Consider the following 21389-nt stretch of genomic DNA (forward strand, 5'->3'; position numbering starts at 1 on the left):
GATCGGGTGGCGTCGGCCGCGTCGAAACGGGTCCGGTTCACGCCTCGGGCTTCACCCAGCCCGAAGTCCGACCGCTTCGTCGGGGGAGGACCACTTCGAGATCCACGCTCACCCCACCTTCGCCAGGAAGTCCTGGATCGCGCCGAGCCACTCGTCGCGCGCCGTGCGCAAGCAGCAGGCCAGGACCGGAACCGGAACCGGGAACCGGGAACCGGGAACCGCGGATCGTGCGGGAGAAATTATCGGTCATGCCGCGACGTTAAGCATTCACATCGTTGTCAAGGTCAAGGCGAGGTGCGACACGTGCTGATCGGGGAATTGTCCAGGCGGACCGGCGTCAGCGCACGACTGTTGCGCTACTACGAGGAACAGGGACTCCTCGGAACCCGCCGCGAGGCCAACGGCTACCGGACCTCCAGCGACGACGCCGTCGTCACCGTGCGCCAGATCAGGGCACTGCTCGCCGCAGGACTGAACACCGATGTGATCCGCGACGTGCTGCCGTGCGCCAACGGCGGACAGCCCGAACTCGACCTGTGTCCCCGATTGGTGCGGACCCTGACCGACGAACTCGCCGCGATGGACGACCGCATCGACAGCCTGCGGCAGACCAGGGGCACCCTCGCGGCGTACCTCCCGGGGAGCTGAACCGATGGCGTGCGGATAGCGAACTCGGAATCGGCAAAAGCAAGGGAATAACAAAAACCAGGCCGGTATGAATACCGGCCTGGTTTTTGTGTTGTGCGCCGCCAGGGACTCGAACCCCGAACCCGCTGATTAAGAGTCAGCTGCTCTGCCAGTTGAGCTAGCGGCGCTCGGACCTTGTTGCTCCGTCCGACGTGGAGAACATTAGCACAGCGTCGTGCGCGGCTCCCAATCGCCTGGTCAGGGTGTGTGTGCCGCCCTTGACGCAGGGGGAACTTCGCCTAGGTAACGATCCAGCATCTCGGGCAACATCGTCAACCCTCCAGGCGTCACCTTGTCAGGGGACACCCCGGCGAGACTCCTGTGTTGGAGCCGTCTTGGTGTTATGGGGACGAAGCGGAGGACGGGATGCACCGCAAGCGGGGGGCGCGTGGAGCGCTGGGGATCGTCGCGATCGGGTTGGTCGCGGCGTTGGTCACGAGTTGTTCGTCCGGCTCTGCCGCTACCGGGGACGCCGCCGGCGAGACCTCCACGACGACCTCGTCCACACCGCCGCCGAAGCCCGTGTCGTTGACCACGGGGCCGGCGGACGCGGCGGTCGACGTGCCGCCGGGTGTGCCGATCGTGGCCACGGCCACGGACGGCAAGATCACCCAGGTGGTGTTGACCAACCCCGAGGGGGTGGCCGTCGCCGGGCAGGTGAGCCCCGACGGGCTCCAGTGGACCAACACGGAACCCTTGGGCTACCAGAAGACGTACACGTTGGCCGTGACGGGTGAGGGCGCGGACGGGAAGCCGGTCACCAAGACGTCGACCTTCACCACGGTCAAGCCGCGCACGCTGACCTACCTCTCGGTCAACCCGCAGGACGGCACCACGGTGGGCGTCGGCCAGCCGCTCGCCTTCTACTTCGACGAGCCGATCGCGGACAAGGCCGCCGCCGAGGCGATGATCTCGATCACCACGGAGCCGCGGGTCGAGGGCGCCTTCTACTGGTTCGACGAGAAGACCGTGCACTGGCGCCCGCAGAACTACTGGGCGCCCGGCACCAAGGTCACCATCAACGCGAAGATCTACGGCAAGCACGTGGGCAACGGCGTCTACGGCGAGGAAGACCGCGTGATCACCACCACGATCGGTGACGCGGTCGTGCACGAGGCGGACGGCCAGACCCACCAGGTGACCACCAAGGTCAACGGCCAGGTCGTGCGCACCATGCCGACCTCGATGGGCGACGCGCAGAACCCCACCCCCACGGGCACCTACGTGCTCATGGAGAAGCACGCGCACATGGTGATGGACTCCCGCACCTACGGCCTCTCCCTTGAGGCCGGCGGCTACGTCACGCCCGTCGACTTCGCGTACCGGATGTCCAACTCCGGCATCTTCTTCCACAGCGCGCCGTGGTCGATCGGCGACCAGGGCAGGCGCAACGTCAGCCACGGCTGCCTGAACCTCTCGCCCGAGAACGCCAAGTGGGTGTTCGACAACTCCAAGCAGGGCGACATCGTGGTCGTCACCAACTCCGGCGGCCCGGTCCTGGAGTCCTGGGACGGCTTCGGCGACTGGCAGATCCCGTGGGACCAGTGGGTCAAGGGCAACCGCTAGGCACTGAAGACGCTAGGCACTAAAGATCTGTGACGCGACCCGCCGCCACCACCAGGCGGCGGGTCGTTCGCACTGCGTCGAGCATCCGGCGGTCGTGGGTGACCAGCAGCAACGTGCCGGTGTACGTGTCGAGTGCCGACTCCAGCTGTTCGATCGCGGGCAGGTCCAGGTGGTTGGTCGGCTCGTCCAGCACGAGCAGGTTCACGCCGCGTGCCTGGAGCAGGGCCAACGCGGCACGGGTGCGTTCGCCGGGGGAGAGGGACGCGGCGGGCCGCAGGACGTGTGCCGCCTTCAGGCCGAACTTCGCCAACAACGTGCGCACGTCGGCCGGTACCAGGTCCGGCACGGCGGCGCCGAACGCGTCCAGCAGCGGCTCGTCGCCCAGGAACAGGCCGCGCGCCTGGTCGATCTCGCCCACCACCACGCCGGAGCCCAGGGACGACGAGCCCGAGGTCGGCGTGACGCGGCCGAGCAGCGCCGCGAGCAACGTCGACTTGCCCGAACCGTTGGCGCCCGTGATGGCGATCCGGTCCGCCCAGTCCACCTGGAGGTCCACCGGCCCCAGCGTGAAAGACCCTCGCGTCACCACCGCCGCTCGCAGCACCGCGACGACCGCGCCGGACCGGGGCGCGGCGGCGATCTCCATCCGCAGGTCCCACTCCTTGCGCGGCTCCTCGACCACGTCCAGCCGTTCGATCAGCCGTTCGGTCTGCCGGGCCTTCGACGCCTGCTTCTCGGTGGCCTCGGTGCGGAACTTGCGCCCGACCTTGTCGTTGTCCGGGGCCTTGCGCCGGGCGTTCTTCACGCCCTTCTCCATCCACGAACGCTGCGACCGCGCCCGCTCCTCCAACGCCGACCGCGTCGACGCGTACTCGTCGTAGTCGTCACGCGCGTGCCTGCGGGCGATCTCCCGCTCTTCCAGGTACGACTCGTACCCGCCGCCGTAGGACCGCACCTGCTGCTGCGCCAGGTCCAGCTCCACCACGCGCGTCACCGTGCGGGCCAGGAACTCGCGGTCGTGCGAGACCACCACGGTGCCCGCGCGCAGTCCCGTGACGAACCGCTCCAGCCGCGCCAGACCGTCCAGGTCGAGATCGTTGGTCGGCTCGTCCAGCAGGAACACGTCGTACCGGCTCAGCAGCAACGACGCCATGCTCGCCCGCGCCGCCTGGCCGCCCGACAACGCCGTCATCGGCAGGTCCAGCGACACGTCCAGACCCAGCTCGGCCGCCACCTCCAGCGACCGCTCCTCCAGGTCCGCGCCACCCAGCGCCAGCCACCGCTCCAGCGCCTCGGAGTAGCCGTCGTCGGCCGCGCCGGCGGTCAACGCCTCGGTGGCCCGGTCCAGCTCGGCCTGCGCCGACGTCACGCCCGTGCGCCGGGCCAGGAACGAGCGCACCGTCTCGCCCGGACGCCGGTCCGGCTCCTGCGGCAGGTGCCCGACGGTCGCGGTCGTGGGGGAGAGGCGGATCACACCCTGCTCGGCGGGCAGCAGGCCGGCCAACGTCCGCAGCAATGTCGATTTTCCGGCGCCGTTCGCCCCGACCAGGCCGATCACGTCGCCGGGCGCGACGACGAGGTCCAGTCCGGAGAACAGCACGCGGTCGCCGTGCCCGGCGGCCAGATCCTTCGCGACGAGTGTGGCGCTCATGACAACTCCACGGCAGGGGGACAAAAGAAGACGCCCCTCGACGAGGCGTCGAGGGGCGTTTCGCTTGGGGTGAGTGACGGGACTTGAACCCGCGACACCTGGGATCACAACCCAGTGCTCTGCCAGCTGAGCTACACCCACCAAGACCGGCTGACCCGGCGGATGAAGCATACAGTGCCCTACCGCCGGGTCTGAAATCGACCCTATTTCAGGCCGTCGGCGGCCAGGAGCTCCGCGGCCACGGCCTGGGCCTGCTCCGAGGTCGGGCCGGGCTGCGGCACGAACGCCGTCCGCCGGTAGTACGCCAGCTCCCGGATGGACTCCCGGATGTCGGCGAGCGCGCGGTGCGCCAGGCCCTTCTCGGGCTGTGCGTAGTAGATGCGCGGGTACCAGCGCCGGCACAGCTCCTTGATCGACGACACGTCGACCATGCGGTAGTGCAGGTGGGCGTCGAGCGCGGTCATGTCGCGGGCGATGAACCCGCGGTCGGTGGCGATGGAGTTGCCCGCCAGCGGCGCGGTGCGCGGGTCCGGCACCCACTCGCGGATGTAGGCCAGCACCTGCGCCTCGGCGTCGGCGATCGTCACCGTGGACCGCCGGACCTCCTCGGTGAGCCCGGACTTGGCGTGCATCTGCATGACCACGTCCGGCATCGAGTCGAGCGCGGTGTCGTCGGCGTGGATCACCACGTCGACACCCTCGCCGAGCACGTTCAGCTCCGCGTCGGTCACCAGCGCGGCGATCTCGATCAAGGCGTCCTTGCCCAGGTCGAGGCCGGTCATCTCGCAGTCGATCCACACCAAACGATCCATCACCCGCGCGAGCCTAGTCGCCCGGTCGTCGTGGACCCGCGTCGCTTCGGGTGGCGGCCCCTACCAATCTCATCACGCTCAGGGCGACGACGGAGTGCACTCGGGCGGGTGAACGCGAACGGCGCCCGACAACCCGGCCGAATCACGGCGGGGTTGTCGGGCGCCGCGAGTGCCCCTCCGCCTGGGATCAGGCCGCTGCGGGGGCTTCGGGTCGGCTTTCCACCCGAGAGGCCTTGATCCTCATGGACAGGACCGCGGCGCCGATGCTGAGGAAACCGGCGACGTACCAGGCGGGCGCGTAGTCGCCGAAGCTGTCGCGGGTGACACCGGCGAGGGTGGAGGCGAAGGCCGCGCCGATCTGGTGCGAGGCGAAGACCCAGCCGAACACGATCGGGGCGGACATCCCGAAGTGCTGCCGGCACAGGGCCACGGTCGGTGGCACGGTGGCGATGAAGTCCAGCCCGTAGAAGATGACGAAGATGAGCATGAACCCGCTCACCGACTCGCCGAACAGCTGGGGCAGGACCAGCAGTGACGCGCCGCGCAGCGCGTAGTAGACGCCCAGCAGGATGCGCGAGTCGACGCGGTCGGTGAGCCAGCCGGACAGGATCGTGCCCACCAGGTCGAACACGCCGATCAGGGCGAGCAGGCCCGCGGCGGTGGTGCTGGGCATGCCGTGGTCGTGCGCGGCGGGGATGAAGTGGGTGGCGACCAGGCCGTTGGTGGTGGCGCCGCAGATGGCGAAGCCGGCCGCGAGGAACCAGAACTGCTTGGTGCGGGCGGCGTTCTTCAGCCCGTCGATGGCCAGCCGCGCGGCACCGCCGGTCACGGGCGGCGGGGGCACGATCTCGTCACCGCCGTGCGGCGCGATCCCGACGTCGGCGGGGTGTTCGCGGAAGAACAGCAGCACCAGCGGCACCACCACGAGCGACGCCATGGCCACCACAATCGCGGAGGTCCGCCACCCCGACGACTCGGACAGCGACGTCACCAGCGGCAGGAACACCAGCGAACCGGTCGCACTGGCGGCCGAGAGGATGCCGGTGACCAGGCCTTGGCGCTTGATGAACCAGCGGCTGCCGATGGTGGCCACGAATCCCAGCGAGATGGAGCCCGCGCCCAGGCCCACCAGCACGCCCCACAGCATCACCAGGTGCCACGACGTGGTCATGAACACGGTCAACCCGCTGCCCAGCGCGATCAGTGCCATGGCGCCGGCCGTCACCCTGCGCACGCCGAAGCGGTCCATGAGGGCGGCGGCGAACGGCGCGGTCACGCCGTACAGCGCGAGGTTGACCGACACGGCGAAACCGATGGTGGCGGTCGACCACCCGAACTCGCGTTGCAGCGGTTCCACCAACGCGCCCGGGGTCGACCGGAACGCCGCCGCACCGACGAGCGCGACGAAGCCGATGCCCGCGATTACCCATGGCCAGTTCTGTCGGTAACGAATCACCGGACAAGCGTCCTGGATACGACGCGGTTCCGGAAAGTGGCTCGAAGGCCATCCTGTGCAAGGATCGGGCCATGAACCGACCGCACCTGGTCGCAGTGCTCGCGTTGGACGAGGCCGTCACGTTCGACCTCGGCACACCGACGCAGGTCTTCCACGCCGCCCGTGACGAGCAGGAGCGGCGGCTCTACCAAGTGCGGATCTGCACGCCCGGCGGCCGGCCGGTGCGCACCTCGGCGCGGTTCACCGTGACGCCCGACCACGGCCTGGAGCTGCTGGCGGAGGCGGACACGGTCATCGCGTCCGGAGTGTCCTACGGTGCGTCGGTGCTGGCCGACGGCACGGTGGAGCAGTCGGTGCGGGAGGCCCTGCGGTCGGCGGCGCACCGCGGCGCGCGGGTGATGTCCATCTGCACGGGCGCGTTCGTGCTGGCCGCGGCCGGTCTGCTGGACGGCCGCCGGGCCACCACGCACTGGGCGCACGCGGACAACTTCCGCCGGCTGTTCCCGGACGTGGACCTCGACCCGGACGTGCTGTTCGTCGACGAGGGCGGCATCCTCACCTCGGCGGGCGTCGGCGCGGGCGTCGACCTGTGCCTGCACGTCGTGCGGGGCGACCACGGCAGCGGGGTCGCGAACATGGCCGCACGCCGGTGCGTCGTGCCGCCGTGGCGGCCGGGTGGCCAGTCGCAGTTCATCGTGCGCCCGGTCCCGGAGGTCACCGACACCTCCACCGCCGCCGCTCGCGCGTGGGCGCTGGAGCACCTGCACGAGCCGTTGGAGCTGCGCGCGCTGGCCGCTCACGTGCGGATGAGCGTGCGCACGTTCACCCGCCGGTTCCGCGAGGAGACCGGGGTGAGTCCGGGGAAGTGGATCACACAGCAGCGGGTCGAGCGGGCCCGGCACCTGCTGGAGACCACGGACCTGGTCATCGACCAGGTGGCCCGGCACTCCGGGTTCGGCACGAGTGCGGCGTTGCGGCTGCAGATGAGCGCGACGCTCGGTGTGGCGCCCAGCGTCTACCGGACCACGTTCCGGTCAGCCGGCTAGCGCGTCCAACGCCTGCTGTTCGCGCCGCTTGTACCCATGGGCACGGGCGATGGCCGGCGCTTCCCCTCACCGACTCCGGATCGCCGAGCCCGAGCAGCGCCTTGGTCTCGGCGAACGGGCCTTGCTGCGCCTGGCCAGGCCAGGCCGAGGGCTTCGCGATGGGAGTCCTGGGAGCGTGCACGAGGCGGGGTGTTCCGGCCAGGGGGGAACCGGCCGGAACACCCCGCTCACCGCTCCAGGAACGGCCGCAGCAGGTCGGGCACGGCCTCGTCGGCGAACGCCAGACCGTCGGCCTCGGCCACGTCGATCACGTGGTACGCCCCGTTGCCCGCGGCGGTGGTGGCGGAGATGGTGACCAGACCCGCGCGGCGCTGGAAGAACGAGCGGGAGATGCGCCAGCCGATGATGCCGGTGCGTTGCAGCGCAACGGTTTCCCGGACCGCCGAACCCGCTCGGGCGAGCAGGTAGCGGTCGGTCAACGCGTGGCCGAGCGAGCGGTAGCGGTCCCAGCCCAGGGCGGCGGAGAACGGCACCAGCGCCAGCACGACCTGCCACGTCCAACTCGGCGCGAACCACGCCAGCACCGCCGCGAGGACCAGCAACGGCACGACCGCGCGCACCATCCGGCGGCGCAGCGCGGCCGGGGGGTGCCGCCGCAACGGGGTCCGCGTCGGCGACTCGTCCTGCCTCAGGACGGCGGCGGACACCCGGTGCGCCTCGGTGACCGGCGCGGGCGGCAGCAGGAGGTTGCTCTCGCCCTTGCGGCCCAGACCCGTGGTCACCGTCTTGGCGTGGGCGCCCCGTCCGGCGCGCAGCAGCAGCGGTTCGACCAGCTCAACGCCGCGAAGTCGTTGCTCGGCAACGGAAACCGAGCGCGTGGTGAGCAGACCCCGGCGCACCCGGACCGTGTCGTCCGGCTCGCGGGTCAGCTGGTAGCCCCAGAACTGCACCACGTACACCAGCACCGAGCCCAGCGTGGCGACCAGCAGCACCACTCCGGTGAACAACGCGACGGTCAACCCGATCGGCTGCTCCGCGACCCAGTGCGCGGCCTGCGTCATCGGGTCGAACACCTCGATGTCCAACTCGCGCGCGAAGTTCATCACGAAGCCGAACAGCGCACCGGCCGCCACCAGACCGGACAACGTCAACGGCGCGTACCGCAGCCAGCTCTTGTCCCATTTGGACAGCACCACGCTCGGCCGTTCCGCGGTGACCTCCGTCACCGCCGGGTTCTCCGCCTTGGCGATGGTGAGCAGCAGCACGCGCAGCCGTTCCGCCTCGGCCGACGACACCGCGTCCAGCGTCAGTCCGTCCTCACCGGGTTGGTCGCGCTGCCCGGTGCCGACCCGGATCGCGGACAGCCCGAACAGCCGGTGCCCGAGCTTCGCGGTCAGGTCGACGGTGCGGATCCGGTCGCGCGGCACCGCCAGGCGCTTGCGCACGAACAGACCGGTGTGCATCTCGACCTGCTCGGTGGTGATCCGGTACCGGGTGGTGATCCAGCGCAGCAGGCCGAACAGCACGATCGCGACGATCACGCCCAGGCTGGTCAGGATTCGCCACGTCTCGCCCCCGCCGATCACCAGCAGGCCGACGAGCAGCGGGACCAGGCCGATCAGTTCGTTGAGCGGGCGGACGATGAGCATCCGCACGTCCAGCCGGTGCCAGTCCACCACCGGCTCGGCGTACTCCGGCGCGGCGGGCAAGTCGGCGGGCAAATCGGAAGACATCCCGGACGGCAGGTCGGTGGTCACGTGGCATCACCCGGCGTGGCCTGGGTGGTGGTGGTCAGCTCGTCCGCCAGCCGCACCGCATCCGCGTGGTCCAAGCCCTCAATGTGCACGGGTCCGGCCGCCGAAGCGGTGGTCACGGTGACCGTGGACAGGCCGAGCAGCTGCTGCAGCGGTCCGCGCTTGGTGTCCACGGTCTGGATGCGCGAGACGGGCGCGATGCGCCACTCCTGGTTCAGCCAGCCGGCCAGCGTGTAGACCGCGTCGGGGGTGGCCTCCCAGCGGTGCACCCGGTACCGCCAGCGCGGCATCACCAGCGTGTGCGCGGTGCCGAGCACCAGGGTCGCGATCGCGGCCGTGAGCTGCCACGGGGACGAGGCGAAGATCAGGACGACCAGTTGCGGCACCAGCAGCACCGTCCAGCCGATCAGCGCGTGCAGGGTCCAGAGGGTGATCGACTTGCGGCTCACCTGGTGCCGCGGCGCACGCAGGCGCAACACATCGCTGCTCACGCCGTCCACTGTGCCTCAAGGCCGAGTCCACGTGCGCGCGAACCCGGCCCTGAGAGGCGTGTTACTGCGGTGCGGAGTACGGCGGCATGAACGGTCCGCCCGAGGAGTCGACGTCTGACTCGTCGGCGGTCGCGGGCACGGCGGCGAGCACGGCGAGGCCGGCGCAGATGGCGAGCGCAGCCAGGATCTTGTGCAGGGTGTGCACAATCATCGTCATACTCCGTTCAATCGGCAGCGGCTTGTCGGCAGGGGGGAGCCGGACCAGATCCGCAGTGGACGCCCGGAAACGTCCAAGCGGAGCATGGCACATAGGGGTCATCACGGTCATCACCCACTTCTGACTCGGCCTGCTAGGCAATACCCCCAACGGGGACACCCCGATCGTCGGGGACATCCCACCATTGCGGGTAACGAGCCGGAAGTCCGGAAGCGACTCAGTCGAATCCCGGCCGCACCTGTGACTCCTCGTCCAAGTCCACCCACCAGACCGCCGCGCCCGCCCGGTCGCGCACCCCGATGGTCCGGTAGATGCGCTGGAGGTGGTTCTGCACGGTCTTCGGCGACAACGCCAGCCCGGCCGCGATGGTCGCGGTGCTCTCACCTGCCGCGACCCGCCGCAACACCTCGATGCCGCGCTTGGTCAGACCCGCCCGCAACGCCCGCGCGAGGCGCCGGTTGTCCTGCTCCGCGGTGGCCGAACTGCGCAGCGGATCGGGCCGGGACGACCGCGCGAACCCGTTCTCCCGGCGCAGCCCGAATGTGTGGTCGGCCAACTGGTCCACCAGTCGCGCGGACAGGTCGTGTTCCCGCATTCGGAGTAGGTCGCGGCCCTCCTGCAACTCCCACAACCGGTACTGCTCCAATTGAGACCGGGCGTGGTGCAATGCCGAATCCAATTTTCCGGCACGCTCATAGGCCACGCTCAACGCGCCGTGCGCCCGAACCGCGACCTCACGTGCCAGCACACCCATCGCCAATTCCGCCGCACGCGTGAGCAACCGCACTTGATCGTCATACCGCTCGCGCGCGCCGCTGATCCGGGCCCGCGCCATCAGCAGTTCGGCCCGCAGCACGGGCCGGTCCTGCTTGGCCAGCAATTGGTCGGCCCGTTGGCACGAGCGCAGCGCGCGCTCCACCTCGCCGAGGTCCAGCCGCACGTGGGCGAGCAGCAGGTTCAGCCGGGCCATCCGCACCGGCTGGTCCAGGTGCTTCCACCGGTCCCGGACCTGCGCGCACAACGCCTCCGCGCGCCGCAGCTTGCGCGTGCACGGCTCGCCGTCCGGGCTGCACCGGCTCGCCGCCGAACGGATCATGCAGTGCTCGTGGTACTGCGTGCGCAGCACGTTGGCCTGCTCGAACAGGATCGAACCGATCAGCTCGACGTCCTTGGTCAGCTCGGCCAGCCCCATGGCCCGCGCCAACGAGTGCAGCGACCGTTCCCGCGAGTCCAGCCGCAGTTCCACCACGGCCTGCGAGAAGTTGCACCACGCCTGCAACCCGACGTGCCGGTTGGCCACCGCGATCTGCTGCACCCGGTCGATGGTGTCCAGCGCGCCGGGCAGCAGCCCGCGTTTGCCCAGCGCCACCGACTGGGCCAGCACGCTGTGCGCCACGCCTTCGGCGTCGTCCAGCCACGAGAACGCGGCCACCGCCTTCTCGGCGAACTCCAACGCGTCACCGGGGCGTCCCTCGTCCAGGGCCATCCGCGCCTCGCGCAGGTTGGACACCGCGGCCTCGCGTGGATCAGCCGCTCGCTGGACCGGGATCGTCATGGTCAGGTCGCCCCCGACGGCTGTTGTCTGGTTGTCGGCCCTTGCCAGCTGTTGTCCGGTCGACTCCTGCCGGCTGTCGTCTGATTGTCGGCTCCGCCGACGGTACTCACCGCAGCTCCCGCTTCAGCACCTTTCCTGTCTCGTTACGCGGCAGTGCGTCGAGGAACACCACCTCGCGCGGCACGGAGAACTTGGCCAGGTTGTCGCGCACGTGCGCGCGCACGGCGTCCTCGTCCAGCGCACCCGGCTCCTCGCGCACCACGTACGCGGCGAGCCGTTGGCCGAACTGCTCGTCCGGCACGCCGACCACGGCCACCTCACGCACCCCGGCCAGGCCCGCGAGGAGGTCCTCGACCTCGCGCGGGTACACGTTCTCGCCGCCGGAGACGATCATCTCGTCGTCCCGGCCGGCCACGAACAGCAGGCCGTCGGCGTTGCGGTAGCCGACGTCACCGGTGGACATCAGGCCGTTGCGGACCTCTTTGCCGCTGCCGTTGGTGTAGCCGTCGAACAGCATCTCGTTGGCCACGAAGATGCGGCCGGTGGTGCCGACGGGCACCGCGTCGCCCGCGTCGTCCAGGATCTCCAGCCGGGTGCCGTGCGGCGGCATACCGGCGGTGTCCGGGTGCCGTCGCAGCTCGTCCGGCCGGGCGATGCTGACCCACGACACCTCGGTGGAGCCGTAGAGGTTGTAGAGCACCGGGCCGAAGTCCCCCAGGCACCGCCGCGCGACCGGTGCCGGCAACGCCGAGCCGCTGGACGCGATCACCCGCAGCTTCAGCACGTGCGGACGCCCGGTCACGTCGAGGATGCGTTGCAGCATCACGGGAACGACGAACAACGCGTCACTGCCGTGCCTGCGCGCGTCGGCGAGGGTGAGCGCCGGGTCGAATTTGCGCCGCAGCACCAGGGTCGCGCCGAGCACCAGCCCGATCTGGAACGCGGCCAGGCCCCACGTGTGGAACAGCGGCGCGGGCACCGAGAACCGGTCACCGGCCTTCAGCGGAATCCGGGACAGCAACGCGGCGGCGGGCAGGAGGCTCGTCGGCTCCGGCCGCTTCGCGCCCTTGGGCGCGCCCGTGGTGCCGGAGGTCAGCACGATCATCCGGCCGCGCGGCGGGCGTTTGGGCAGCGGTGTGGCGGGGGAGCCCGCGATCAGCTGCTCCAGCGTCCTGCTCTTGGTGACGCCGTGCACCCACGCCATCACCCGGCGCACCTTGCGCGGCGCGTTGGTCAGCAGGTCGCGGAACTCGGTGTCGGCGACGACCACGGACACGTCCTGCTCGCGCAGCACGGTCGCGATCTGGCCCGCGCTCAGACCCGTGTTGAGCAGCACGGTGTCCGCGCCGAGCTTCACGCACGCGGCCACCGTCTCCACGAAACCGCGGTGGTTGCGGCACAGCACCGCGACTTTCGAACCCGCCCGCGCGCCGAGGTCGTGCAGACCGTGTGCGAGTCGGGTGGTGCGCTCGTCGACCTGGGCGTAGGTGAGCGTGCCGGCGTCGTCGATGATCGCGGGCCGGTCGGGGTGCCGGGCCGCGCCGGTCGCGAACCCGAACGCCACTGTGAGGTCCCACCTGAGGTAGGCGTCCAGCACGCCGCGCAACCGTCCAGGGCCCATCGGCCGCACGACACCGGCGCGCACCAGCGTCACCAACGCCCGCAGCACGCCCACGATCCTGTTCACCGCGTCGCGCCTGACGAAGTAAGTGCTCACAGCCTCGATACTGACACTACCTACCCATGAGTAGGAAGAGTGCGGAGTGATCAGTGTTCGGGCGTGCCGGACGCGTTCACCACGGCATCGCGCAAAGCCGCGCGCAGGCGACCCACCTCCAAGGGGGTCAGCACGGCGGTCTCACCTGGCGGCACGGTCACGACGACGTGACCCTGGCTGACGAAAACGGTCATGTCACGGCGACGTGATGCGATGTCGCGGCAAGAGATCTGCCACTCCTTGCCTGTTCCCACGGCCCCCTACCTCCAGCTGTATCGACACGGGGTGCTCGGACCAATCCGGGCGCTCGCGGGGAAGAGACGCACGCGGACTGGTGCCATGACGGGGAAAATCCCATCGGGCGACCGTGCCGAGCTATCGATAGCGTCGCATGAGGTCATCGATCCAGTCACCTAGAAGGGTGAGAAAATGGCTGAACCGCAACGGATCGTGATAATCGGGTCAGGCCTGGCCGGGGCCGCCGCCGCGGGTGCGTTGCGGGAACGCGGCTACACCGGTGACGTCGTCGTCTTCGGCCGGGAAGCGCACCAGCCGTACGAGCTGCCCGCGCTGTCCAAGGAGTTGCTGCTCGGTGACATCGACGAGCCGCACCGCGTGCACGAGCCCGATTTCTACGAAACCCAGCGGGTCGAGCTGCGGCTGAAGATCGAGATCACCCGGATCGACGTCGGCGAACGGGTTGTCGTCGACTCGACCGGAGCGGCGCATTCGTACGATCGGCTGATCCTGGCGACCGGCTCCACGCCGCGCCGGTTGCCCGTCCCGGGTGGAGAGCTCCCACGTCTGCGCACGTTGCGGACCGTCGAGGACTCGCTGGCGTTGCGCGCGGAGCTGACCGACGGCGCTTCGGTGCTGGTCGTGGGCGCGGGGTGGATCGGCTGCGAGGTGGCCGCCGCGGCCCGGCGGCACGGCGCGTCGGTGACCGTGGTCGACCCGATCGACCTGCCGCTGCGCCGCGTGCTCGGGCCGCGGATGGGGGAGGTGTTCCGCGACCTGCACGCCTCGCACGACGTGACGTGGCGGCTCGGCGTCGGGGTGGACGGCTTCACCGAGAGCGGCGTCCGGCTCGCCGACGGCACCGAGCTGACCGGTGACGTCGTGGTCGTCGCCGTGGGTGCCGCACCGAACACCGGTCTCGCCCAGGACGCCGGGCTGGCCATGGCCGAGGGCGGTGTCGCCGTGGACGCGGCGCTGCGCACGTCCGCGCCGGACGTCTTCGCCGTCGGTGACATCGCCGCGCACCAGCACCCCCGCTACGGGCAGCGGGTCCGGGTCGAGCACTGGGCGAACGCCAAGGACCAGGGCGCGCACGTCGCCGGTACCGTGCTCGGGCTGAACGAGCCCTACCAAACCGCGCCGTACTTCTACACCGACCAGTACGACCTGGGCATGGAGTACCGGGGGCTGGCCGACGCGGAGCGCGACGAACTGGTGGTGCGCGGTGACGTCGCCGCTCGCGAGTTCACCGCGTTCTGGCTGCGTGACGGGCGGCTGCGAGCAGCGATGAACGTCAACCAGTGGGACGACGGCACCGCGTTGCAGGCATTGGTCGACGCCCAAGCAGCCGTCTCCCCTGACCAACTGCGCAACTTGGACCTCGCCAATCTGGCCTAGCTGGCCGTCACCCGACAGCACCACCGGTGCGAGGTCACGAACGATCGACTTCCAGGCGACCGAGCCGCCGTCTGCGGAGCAGCGGCAATCAGCACTGTCACACTGGTCGGGGGGTCGGGGAGGTGCGATGTCGGAGTCGATCGCTGCGGTCGTGGTGCGGGCGGCCGAGTTGACTGCTCGCGGATTGCCGCGCAAGGCGATCGACCTGCTCCAGCCTGTTCTCGTGGCCAATCCGCTCCACGGCGAGGCGTGGTGCCGACTGGCTGCCGCGTACCTGGACGTCGGTGAACCCGATCCGGCACTGGACGCGGCGAAGCGCGCGCTGGTCCTCAACGGTGACCACGCGTGGGCGCAGCGGCTGACCGCGTTGGCGTTGAGTGAACTCGGACGGCACACCGAAGCGGTGGTGGCGGCGCGGGAGTGCGTGCGCCGCAAGCCCGACGACTGGCGGTGCCAGGTGGTGCTCGCCGAGGTGTTGGCGGCCAGTCCGCAGGGTTCGCGGGAGGCCGTGGAGGTCGCACGGAAGGCGGCTCACCTCGCGCCGACCGAAGCTCGCGCGTTCCAGGTGCTCGGTGACGCCGCGTTGCGGGTGCGGGACTGGGGCACGGCCGAACGCGCCTACCGCACCGCGTTGCGCCTCGATCCCGGTGACGACGACGTGCGCGCGAACCTCGCCACCGTGCGGCGCAAGCGCGGTGGCGCACCCATGCCGCCGCCGTCCGGCGAGGCGCTGCACGCCGCGCACGTGCTGGTGTGGCCCGCGCTGTCACGGCTCGCCGCGTTGCTGGTCGCGGGCGGGTTGCTCCTGATGCTGGCCGGTATGCCGAAGCCGACGCCGCTGCTCGGCTGGTTCTCCGGCCTGCTGGTCGTCGGCTGTCTCGCGGTCGTGGGGCAGTTGCTGCTGCGGGCCAGGGGCGGGGTGCGGCGGGCGTTGTTCCGACTGCCCCGGCATCGGCCGAAGGTGGCCGTGGTGGTCGCGATGTTCGGGGTGTCCGCGATCGTGCTGGTCGCGTGGACGGTGGCGCTTTTCCTTGGTGCGACGACGATGCAGCCGCTCGTGATCGCCTGGATGTGCGCGCTGGTCGGCGGAGCCGTCGTCGTTCTCGGTGGCGGTCGCTAACCTGGACGTCGGGAAGGGGGACCGATGACCCGGCGTGCGCTGCTCGCGATCTTGGCGTTGATCGCGGGTTTCGTCGTGTCCGGACCCGGCCCGACCACGCCTTCCGACGTCGTCGCCATCTCGGCGACCGTGGACGGCACCCACCTCCCCGGCACGACCACTCGCGGCACCAACGCCGTGCACCCGGTGCAGGTCCACCTGGGCCAACCGCTGGACGGCGTCCAGCCCGCCGTGCACGTCACGCCCACGCGGCCGGTGCGGGTGGACGTGGTCGACCCGACCCACCGCACCCCCGAGCGCAACGGCCAGACGCCGCTCGGCGAACGCGCACCGCCCCCGACCTCCGGTAGCTGAACCCACCCGTTCACCTCACCCGGAGGTCCCTTCACCATGCCGCGCCCCAGCGCGCGGCGAGCGCTACTCGTCCGTGGGCTGCTAGCCCTCGGCGTGCTCGCCGCGTCCGCGTTCACCCTGCTCACCGTCCAACCGCGCCTCGGTCTCGACCTGCGCGGCGGCACCCAGATCGTGCTGGAAACCCCGTCCGAAGCCACCTCCGACGCCACCGACCGCGCGATGGAGGTGCTGCGGCGCCGGGTCGACGAACTCGGTGTGGCCGAACCCGTGCTGGCCCGGTCCGGCGACCACCGCATCGTGGTGGAACTGCCCGGCGTCCAGGACCCGACCGAGGCCATCGAAGTGCTCGGCCGCACCGCCCAGCTGCGCGTGCAGCCGGTGACCGGGCTCGGCGACGTGCCGACACCGGAGGGTGACGCGATCAGCCTCGGTGACGTCGTGATGACCGGCGAGGGCATCGAGGACGCCCGCGCCACGCCCAACGCGCAGGGCGTCGGCTACGTGGTCGGCGTCGACTTCCAGGGTGACGCCCCACAGGCGTGGCAGCGGGTGACCGCCGAGGCCGCGTGCTCACCACCGGGTGACCCTCGACGGCGGGTCGCGTTCGTGCTGGATGACGAGGTGGTGTCCGCGCCGCAAGTCGATCCGTCGGTGGTGTGCGGCACCGGCATGATCGGCGGCAGCACCCAGATCACCGGTCGGTTCACCCAAGCCGAGGCGGAGGAACTGGCGCTGGTGATCCGGTCCGGCGCGCTGCCGGTGCCGGTCGAGGTGGTGGAGCAGCGGACCGTGGGGCCGACGCTCGGTGCGGAGGCGATCGAGGCCAGTGCCCGTGCGGCGGTCATCGGGGTGGCGTTGACCGGGCTGTTCCTGATCTTCGTGTACCGGCTGGCGGGGCTGGTGGCCGTGCTGGCTCTCGCCGGTTACGCGGCCCTGGCGTATGCCGCTCTGCTGGCGATCGGTGCGACGTTGACGTTGCCGGGGTTGGCCGGGTTCGTGCTGGCCATCGGCATGGCGGTGGACGCGAACGTGCTGGTGTTCGAACGGGCGCGGGAGGAGTTCGGGCGGCGCAAACGCTTGCCCCGGTCGGTGGACCAGGGGTTCCGCGGGGCGTTGAGCGCGGTCGCGGACTCGAACGTGACCACGTTGCTGGCCGCGGGTCTGCTGTTCTGGCTGGCCACCGGGCCGGTGAAGGGGTTCGGCGTCACGTTGTCGATCGGTGTGCTGGCGTCGTTGTTCAGCGCACTGGTGTTGAGCCGGGTGCTGTTGCAGCTGGTCATGCCGGTGATGGAACGGCGGCCGCGGTGGAGCGGGCTGCACTCGTTGGGCCGGGTGCGCACGTGGCTGACCGCACGCGGGATCACCCTGTTCCAACGACCTCGCCGCTGGCTGTTGACCGCCGGGTTGGTGCTGCTGGTGGCGGTCGTCGGCCTGCTCGTGCGCGGTCTGGAGCTGGGCGTCGAGTTCACCGGCGGTCGGATGCTGGAGTTCACCGCGTCGTCCGTGGACGCCGGCAGGGTGCGGGCCGAACTGGCGTCCGCCGGTTTCGCCGACGCCGTCGTGGTGACGTCCGGCTCCGACGGCATCTCGGTGCGCACCGGCCCGATCGACTCGGCCGCAGCGGTGCGCCTCGCCGAGGCCGTCAACCGCGCGACCGGTGGTGCGGAGCAGGTGAGCAACGAGCTGATCGGCCCTAGTCTCGGCTCCGAACTGCGGCGCAACGCGTTGATCGCCCTGGCCATCGCGGTGGCCGCACAGCTCGCGTACCTGGCCGTGCGGTTCGACTGGCGGCTCGGCGTGGCCACCGTGGTCGCGCTCATCACCGACGTCGTCGTGCTGGTCGGCGTGTTCGCGTGGCTGGGCAAGACGGCTGACGCCGTGTTCCTGGCCGCCCTGCTCACCGTGATCGGCTACTCCGTCAACGACTCGGTAGTGGTGTTCGACCGTGTGCGCGAGCTCCGGCAGACCCGCGCACCGTTCCCCGAAGTGATGAGTTCGGCCGTGTTGCAAACCCTGCCGCGAACCGTGAACACGGGCATCGGCGTCCTCTTCGTGCTAGCCGCACTGCTGGTCCTAGGCGACGGCTCACTGGCCGACTTCGCCACCGCCCTGCTGATCGGCCTCGTCGCCGGCACGATCTCCACGGTCTTGACCGCCGCACCGGTCGCGATCGCCCTGGAGGACCGCCGATGACCACAGGGCACGCATTGCTGGCGGTGGGCGGCGCGTTCCTCGCCGCAGGAGTCATCGCGCGGGCAGGAGTCCGGATAGGACTGCCGACGATCCCGCTGTTCATGGTGGCCGGAATCGTGTTCGGTCCCAACACCCCCGGTCTGTCGCTTGTGGACGATGCCGGCGAGATGGGCGTCCTGTCCGGCCTCGGTCTGGTGTTCCTGCTGTTCTACCTGGGGCTCGAATTCTCGGTGGACGACCTGGTGTCGGGTGGGCGTCGGTTGGCGTTGGCCGGCACCGGTTACCTGGTGCTCAACATCGGCGGCGGACTGGCGTTCGGGTTCGCGTTGGGTTGGGGCACGCGCGAGGCACTGGTGATCGCCGGCGCGATCGGCATCTCGTCGTCGGCCATCGTGACGAAACTGCTGGTCGAGGCACGGCGGTTGCGCAACCCCGAGTCACGGCTGGTGATGGGCATCATCGTGATCGAGGACGTGTTCCTCGCGCTGTACCTGGCGGTGCTGCAACCCGTGCTCAGCGGCACGTCCGGCGTCTCCGCGCTGCTGGACTTCGCCAAGGCGTTGGCGTTCCTGCTGGTACTGGCCGCCATCGCCCGCTGGGGTGGCCGTGCGGTGACCAGGCTGTTCGGCTCGGCCGACGACGAACTGCTGGTCGTGTGCTTCGTAGGCGTGGCCGTCACCGGTGCGGCCGTAGCGCAAGAGTTAGGCGTGTCCGACGCGATCGGCGCGTTCATGGTCGGCGCCGTCCTGGGCAGCTCCGGCGTAGCGCCACGCGTGCACAAACTCGTGCTGCCACTACGGGACGCGTTCGGCGCACTGTTCTTCTTCATCTTCGGCCTGAGCATCGACCCAGGCGCGGTAGGCACCGTAGTCCTGCCCATCCTGGCGGCCGTAGCAGTCACCATCGTGCTCAACCTGGCCGCCGGCCTCTTCGCCGCCCAACTCCACTCATTCGACCGCCGACAAGCCGTAGACGTCGGCCTAACCGTCCTAACCCGCGGCGAATTCTCCCTGGTCCTAGCCGCAATGGCCGTAACAGCCGGCCTAGACCCCCGTGTAGCACCCTTCGTCGCCGGGTACGTCCTACTACTGGCCGTCGTAGGCCCGCTGGCCGTCCTGCGCTCCGACCGCCTGACGTGGCTCCTGCCGAAACGCCTGTTCATATAGCAAGGTGGACCCATGACCGGATTCGCCACGTACCAGAACGAGATCTACCTCCAGGGTCTGGCCGGCAACCTGCCGCCGTTCACCACCGATCCCGAGGGGTTGGAGGCGTCGGCTCGGGAGCGGCTTGGGCCTGGGCCGTTCTGGTATGTGGCGGGGGCGGCTGGGGCGGGGGCAACGGCTCGGGCGAATCGGGAGGCGTTTGACGACTGGCGGATCGTGCCGCGGATGCTTACCAACGCCACCGAGCGGCATCTGGGGACGTCGTTGCTGGGTACCGATATGCCGGCGCCGGTTCTGCTTGCGCCGCTTGGGGTTCAGTCGATTTTGCACCCGGACGGGGAACTGGCGACTGCTCGTGCGGCCGCCGAACTCGGTGTGCCGTTCGTGCTGTCCACTGCTTCCTCTCACACCATTGAGGAAGTGGCGGAGGCGGCCGGTGACAGTGCCCGGTGGTTCCAGCTCTACTGGCCGAACGATCCGGACGTGGCCGCTAGCATCCTCGATCGGGCGCGTAAGGCCGGGTATCGGGTCCTCGTCGTCACCCTCGACACGTGGACCCTCGCCTGGCGGCCACGCGACCTCGACCAGTCCTACCTGCCGTTCCTGCGCGGTATCGGGACGGCCATTCCGTTCTCCGACCCGGCGTTCCGGGCGGGGCTGGCCGTGTCGCCCGAGGAGGACCTGCCGATGGCGATCCTGCGTTGGGTGCAGCTGTTCACCGGCACAGACAAGTCGTGGGACCAGTTGTCCTTCCTGCGTGAGCACTGGGACGGGCCGATCGTGCTCAAGGGCATCCAGCACGTCGACGACGCGCGCAAGGCCGTCGACGCGGGCGTGGACGGGATCGTCGTCTCCAACCACGGCGGACGGCAGGTGGACGGCGCGGTCGGGTCGCTGGAGGTGTTGCCGGAGATCGCCGACGCGGTCGGTGAGCAGGTGGAGGTGCTGTTCGACTCCGGTATCCGCAGCGGCGCGGACATCGTCAAGGCCCTCGCGTTGGGTGCGAAGGCCGTGCTCGTCGGACGACCGTTCGCCTACGGCCTCGCGCACGGTGGGCAGATCGGCGTGCGGCACGTGCTGCGCAGCCTGCTCGCCGACTTCGACCTCACCCTGGGCCTGTCCGGGCACCGCAGCCCGGCCGAGCTCAGCCGCGAGGCGCTGCGTCGGCGCTGAGCTGCCGCAACCGGTTCTGCAACGTGGTGAAGTCGGCCGGCTGCACGGTGATCCACGGCGTGCCGTCGCCGCCGGGCGCCTTCGCCGACAGGTAACGACCGGTGATCGTGTCGAAGTAGGTCAGCGGTGCCGCGCAGCGCTGCTTGCGCCCGAACCGGTCGCGCCGCGCGGCGTACAGCTGGCCGCCGCCGGTGCGTTGCTCGGCCAGCAGCTTGCGCACCTGCTGCACCTCGCTCACGTGCGCCCCGGTCGGCCGGCTGGCCTGGAGGAACGACCCGCCCTCCTCGTCCGGCCGGGGCTGGCGCGGCTTGTCGGTCAACGCGTCCGCGGGCAGCGAGAGCACGCCGCCGCGACCCGGCTTGGCCTCCGGCAACGCCGACACCAGCGACTGCACCACGTCCTCGACCCGCACCGGCTCCAGCACGAAGTGCCGGTCCGCCCGCAGCACCACGCGCAGCGCCTCGTCACCCGCCTGCACGACCAGGGCGGTGCGCGTGTCGCCGTCGCCCTGGTTGAAGAACGCGTAGTACTCGGCGCTCGCGTCGACGATCATGCGCAGCGACCGTCCCAGATCGGCGTGCACCTGCCGACCGCGCGCCAGACCCAGCCGCTCCAACTCGGCCCAGCCACGGTTCGCGAGGTCGGCCAGACCCGTGACGTCACCCTCGGCGAGTCGGTCCTCGTCGAAGTCGACCTGGGTCAGCAGCGCGTTGTGCAGCACCGGCAGACCCTCGGCCTGCCATGCGTTGTAGAGCGCGACGACCGGGATGGCGACCCTGGTGCGCAGCACGTTCCC

General features: G+C 70.3%; 19 protein-coding genes and 2 tRNA genes. 9 read left to right on the forward strand and 12 right to left on the reverse strand.

Annotation, left to right across the window (positions count from 1 at the left end; all coding sequences use genetic code 11):
* The first annotated feature begins 303 nt into the window (after positions 1-303).
* A complete protein-coding gene (locus ALI22I_RS27740; RefSeq protein ID WP_077008481.1) occupies positions 304-648 on the forward strand; it encodes a MerR family transcriptional regulator in 345 nt (114 codons plus the stop codon).
* Positions 649-742: 94 nt separating this feature from the next.
* Here ALI22I_RS27740 and ALI22I_RS27745 read toward each other — a convergent pair.
* A tRNA-Lys gene (locus tag ALI22I_RS27745) sits at positions 743-815 on the reverse strand.
* A 238-nt stretch (positions 816-1053) separates the two neighbouring features.
* On the opposite strand from ALI22I_RS27745, the gene ALI22I_RS27750 reads away from it, so the two are divergent.
* Positions 1054-2253 carry a L,D-transpeptidase gene (locus tag ALI22I_RS27750; protein WP_077008482.1) on the forward strand — a complete coding sequence of 400 codons (1200 nt, stop codon included), beginning with the start codon at positions 1054-1056 and terminating at the stop codon, positions 2251-2253.
* Between the two features lie 19 nt (positions 2254-2272).
* Here the strand turns inward: ALI22I_RS27750 and ALI22I_RS27755 are convergent, their stop codons facing one another.
* The 4 genes from ALI22I_RS27755 to ALI22I_RS27770 form a co-directional block, all read right to left on the reverse strand.
* Positions 2273-3904 (reverse strand): ABC-F family ATP-binding cassette domain-containing protein, encoded by a 1632-nt coding sequence (locus ALI22I_RS27755; protein ID WP_077008483.1) that lies wholly within the window; start codon positions 3902-3904, stop codon positions 2273-2275.
* Between the two features lie 65 nt (positions 3905-3969).
* Positions 3970-4045: transfer RNA gene (locus ALI22I_RS27760), tRNA-His, on the reverse strand.
* A gap of 62 nt (positions 4046-4107) precedes the next feature.
* On the reverse strand, positions 4108-4719 hold the full coding sequence (gene orn / locus ALI22I_RS27765; protein ID WP_077008484.1) for an oligoribonuclease: 612 nt from the start codon (positions 4717-4719) through the stop codon (positions 4108-4110).
* Between the two features lie 184 nt (positions 4720-4903).
* Positions 4904-6172 carry an MFS transporter gene (locus ALI22I_RS27770; RefSeq protein ID WP_077008485.1) on the reverse strand — a complete coding sequence of 423 codons (1269 nt, stop codon included), beginning with the start codon at positions 6170-6172 and terminating at the stop codon, positions 4904-4906.
* 71 nt (positions 6173-6243) lie between these two features.
* Between ALI22I_RS27770 and ALI22I_RS27775 the strand changes: the two genes are divergently transcribed.
* Positions 6244-7218, forward strand: a complete 975-nt coding sequence (locus ALI22I_RS27775; protein ID WP_077008486.1) for a GlxA family transcriptional regulator — start codon at positions 6244-6246, stop codon at positions 7216-7218.
* A 227-nt stretch (positions 7219-7445) separates the two neighbouring features.
* Here the strand turns inward: ALI22I_RS27775 and ALI22I_RS27780 are convergent, their stop codons facing one another.
* The 6 genes from ALI22I_RS27780 to ALI22I_RS51235 all read right to left on the reverse strand — a co-directional run bounded on the left by ALI22I_RS27780 (position 7446) and on the right by ALI22I_RS51235 (position 13146).
* Positions 7446-8951 (reverse strand): PH domain-containing protein, encoded by a 1506-nt coding sequence (locus ALI22I_RS27780; RefSeq protein WP_077008666.1) that lies wholly within the window; start codon positions 8949-8951, stop codon positions 7446-7448.
* 20 nt (positions 8952-8971) lie between these two features.
* Positions 8972-9463 carry a PH domain-containing protein gene (locus tag ALI22I_RS27785; RefSeq protein WP_238598603.1) on the reverse strand — a complete coding sequence of 164 codons (492 nt, stop codon included), beginning with the start codon at positions 9461-9463 and terminating at the stop codon, positions 8972-8974.
* A gap of 61 nt (positions 9464-9524) precedes the next feature.
* Complete coding sequence (locus ALI22I_RS51230) at positions 9525-9674, reverse strand: hypothetical protein (RefSeq protein WP_179118384.1); 150 nt, start codon at positions 9672-9674, stop codon at positions 9525-9527.
* 223 nt (positions 9675-9897) lie between these two features.
* Positions 9898-11235, reverse strand: a complete 1338-nt coding sequence (locus ALI22I_RS27790) for a helix-turn-helix domain-containing protein (protein ID WP_077008488.1) — start codon at positions 11233-11235, stop codon at positions 9898-9900.
* 106 nt (positions 11236-11341) lie between these two features.
* Positions 11342-12952 carry an AMP-binding protein gene (locus ALI22I_RS27795; RefSeq protein ID WP_083752056.1) on the reverse strand — a complete coding sequence of 537 codons (1611 nt, stop codon included), beginning with the start codon at positions 12950-12952 and terminating at the stop codon, positions 11342-11344.
* 50 nt (positions 12953-13002) lie between these two features.
* On the reverse strand, positions 13003-13146 hold the full coding sequence (locus ALI22I_RS51235; protein WP_179118385.1) for a hypothetical protein: 144 nt from the start codon (positions 13144-13146) through the stop codon (positions 13003-13005).
* 235 nt (positions 13147-13381) lie between these two features.
* On the opposite strand from ALI22I_RS51235, the gene ALI22I_RS27800 reads away from it, so the two are divergent.
* The 6 genes from ALI22I_RS27800 to ALI22I_RS27825 all read left to right on the forward strand — a co-directional run bounded on the left by ALI22I_RS27800 (position 13382) and on the right by ALI22I_RS27825 (position 20593).
* Positions 13382-14587: an NAD(P)/FAD-dependent oxidoreductase gene (locus tag ALI22I_RS27800; RefSeq protein WP_077008489.1), complete on the forward strand. Its 1206-nt coding sequence runs from the start codon at positions 13382-13384 to the stop codon at positions 14585-14587.
* A 127-nt stretch (positions 14588-14714) separates the two neighbouring features.
* A complete protein-coding gene (locus ALI22I_RS27805) occupies positions 14715-15707 on the forward strand; it encodes a tetratricopeptide repeat protein (protein ID WP_077008490.1) in 993 nt (330 codons plus the stop codon).
* 24 nt (positions 15708-15731) lie between these two features.
* Entirely contained in the window at positions 15732-16061 is a 330-nt protein-coding gene (locus ALI22I_RS27810) for a hypothetical protein (RefSeq protein WP_077008491.1), read from the forward strand.
* A gap of 36 nt (positions 16062-16097) precedes the next feature.
* On the forward strand, positions 16098-18254 hold the full coding sequence (gene secD / locus ALI22I_RS27815) for a protein translocase subunit SecD (RefSeq protein WP_077008492.1): 2157 nt from the start codon (positions 16098-16100) through the stop codon (positions 18252-18254).
* A complete protein-coding gene (locus tag ALI22I_RS27820) occupies positions 18251-19420 on the forward strand; it encodes a cation:proton antiporter (RefSeq protein ID WP_077008493.1) in 1170 nt (389 codons plus the stop codon). Before secD ends, ALI22I_RS27820 begins: the two co-directional genes overlap by 4 nt.
* 12 nt (positions 19421-19432) lie before the next feature.
* Positions 19433-20593, forward strand: coding sequence for a lactate 2-monooxygenase (locus ALI22I_RS27825; protein WP_077008494.1), 1161 nt, complete (start codon positions 19433-19435; stop codon positions 20591-20593).
* Here ALI22I_RS27825 and ALI22I_RS27830 read toward each other — a convergent pair.
* Positions 20565-21383: an ESX secretion-associated protein EspG gene (locus ALI22I_RS27830; RefSeq protein WP_077008495.1), complete on the reverse strand. Its 819-nt coding sequence runs from the start codon at positions 21381-21383 to the stop codon at positions 20565-20567. The genes ALI22I_RS27825 and ALI22I_RS27830 overlap by 29 nt on opposite strands.
* Positions 21384-21389 lie beyond the last annotated feature (6 nt).

This window comes from Saccharothrix sp. ALI-22-I (assembly GCF_001984175.1).
GTDB lineage: Bacteria > Actinomycetota > Actinomycetes > Mycobacteriales > Pseudonocardiaceae > Actinosynnema.

What these genes read in the sequence shown, in the direction of transcription:
- ALI22I_RS27775 (WP_077008486.1), top strand. Translation starts at nt 6,244, where the DNA reads ATGAACCGACCGCACCTGGTCGCAGTGCTCGCGTTGGACGAGGCCGTC.
- ALI22I_RS51230 (WP_179118384.1), bottom strand. Translation starts at nt 9,674, where the DNA reads ATGATTGTGCACACCCTGCACAAGATCCTGGCTGCGCTCGCCATCTGC.
- ALI22I_RS27780 (WP_077008666.1), bottom strand. Translation starts at nt 8,951, where the DNA reads ATGTCTTCCGATTTGCCCGCCGACTTGCCCGCCGCGCCGGAGTACGCC.
- secD (WP_077008492.1), top strand. Translation starts at nt 16,098, where the DNA reads ATGCCGCGCCCCAGCGCGCGGCGAGCGCTACTCGTCCGTGGGCTGCTA.
- ALI22I_RS51235 (WP_179118385.1), bottom strand. Translation starts at nt 13,146, where the DNA reads ATGACCGTTTTCGTCAGCCAGGGTCACGTCGTCGTGACCGTGCCGCCA.
- ALI22I_RS27800 (WP_077008489.1), top strand. Translation starts at nt 13,382, where the DNA reads ATGGCTGAACCGCAACGGATCGTGATAATCGGGTCAGGCCTGGCCGGG.
- ALI22I_RS27810 (WP_077008491.1), top strand. Translation starts at nt 15,732, where the DNA reads ATGACCCGGCGTGCGCTGCTCGCGATCTTGGCGTTGATCGCGGGTTTC.
- ALI22I_RS27750 (WP_077008482.1), top strand. Translation starts at nt 1,054, where the DNA reads ATGCACCGCAAGCGGGGGGCGCGTGGAGCGCTGGGGATCGTCGCGATC.
- ALI22I_RS27820 (WP_077008493.1), top strand. Translation starts at nt 18,251, where the DNA reads ATGACCACAGGGCACGCATTGCTGGCGGTGGGCGGCGCGTTCCTCGCC.
- ALI22I_RS27825 (WP_077008494.1), top strand. Translation starts at nt 19,433, where the DNA reads ATGACCGGATTCGCCACGTACCAGAACGAGATCTACCTCCAGGGTCTG.
- ALI22I_RS27805 (WP_077008490.1), top strand. Translation starts at nt 14,715, where the DNA reads ATGTCGGAGTCGATCGCTGCGGTCGTGGTGCGGGCGGCCGAGTTGACT.
- ALI22I_RS27790 (WP_077008488.1), bottom strand. Translation starts at nt 11,235, where the DNA reads ATGACGATCCCGGTCCAGCGAGCGGCTGATCCACGCGAGGCCGCGGTG.
- ALI22I_RS27755 (WP_077008483.1), bottom strand. Translation starts at nt 3,904, where the DNA reads ATGAGCGCCACACTCGTCGCGAAGGATCTGGCCGCCGGGCACGGCGAC.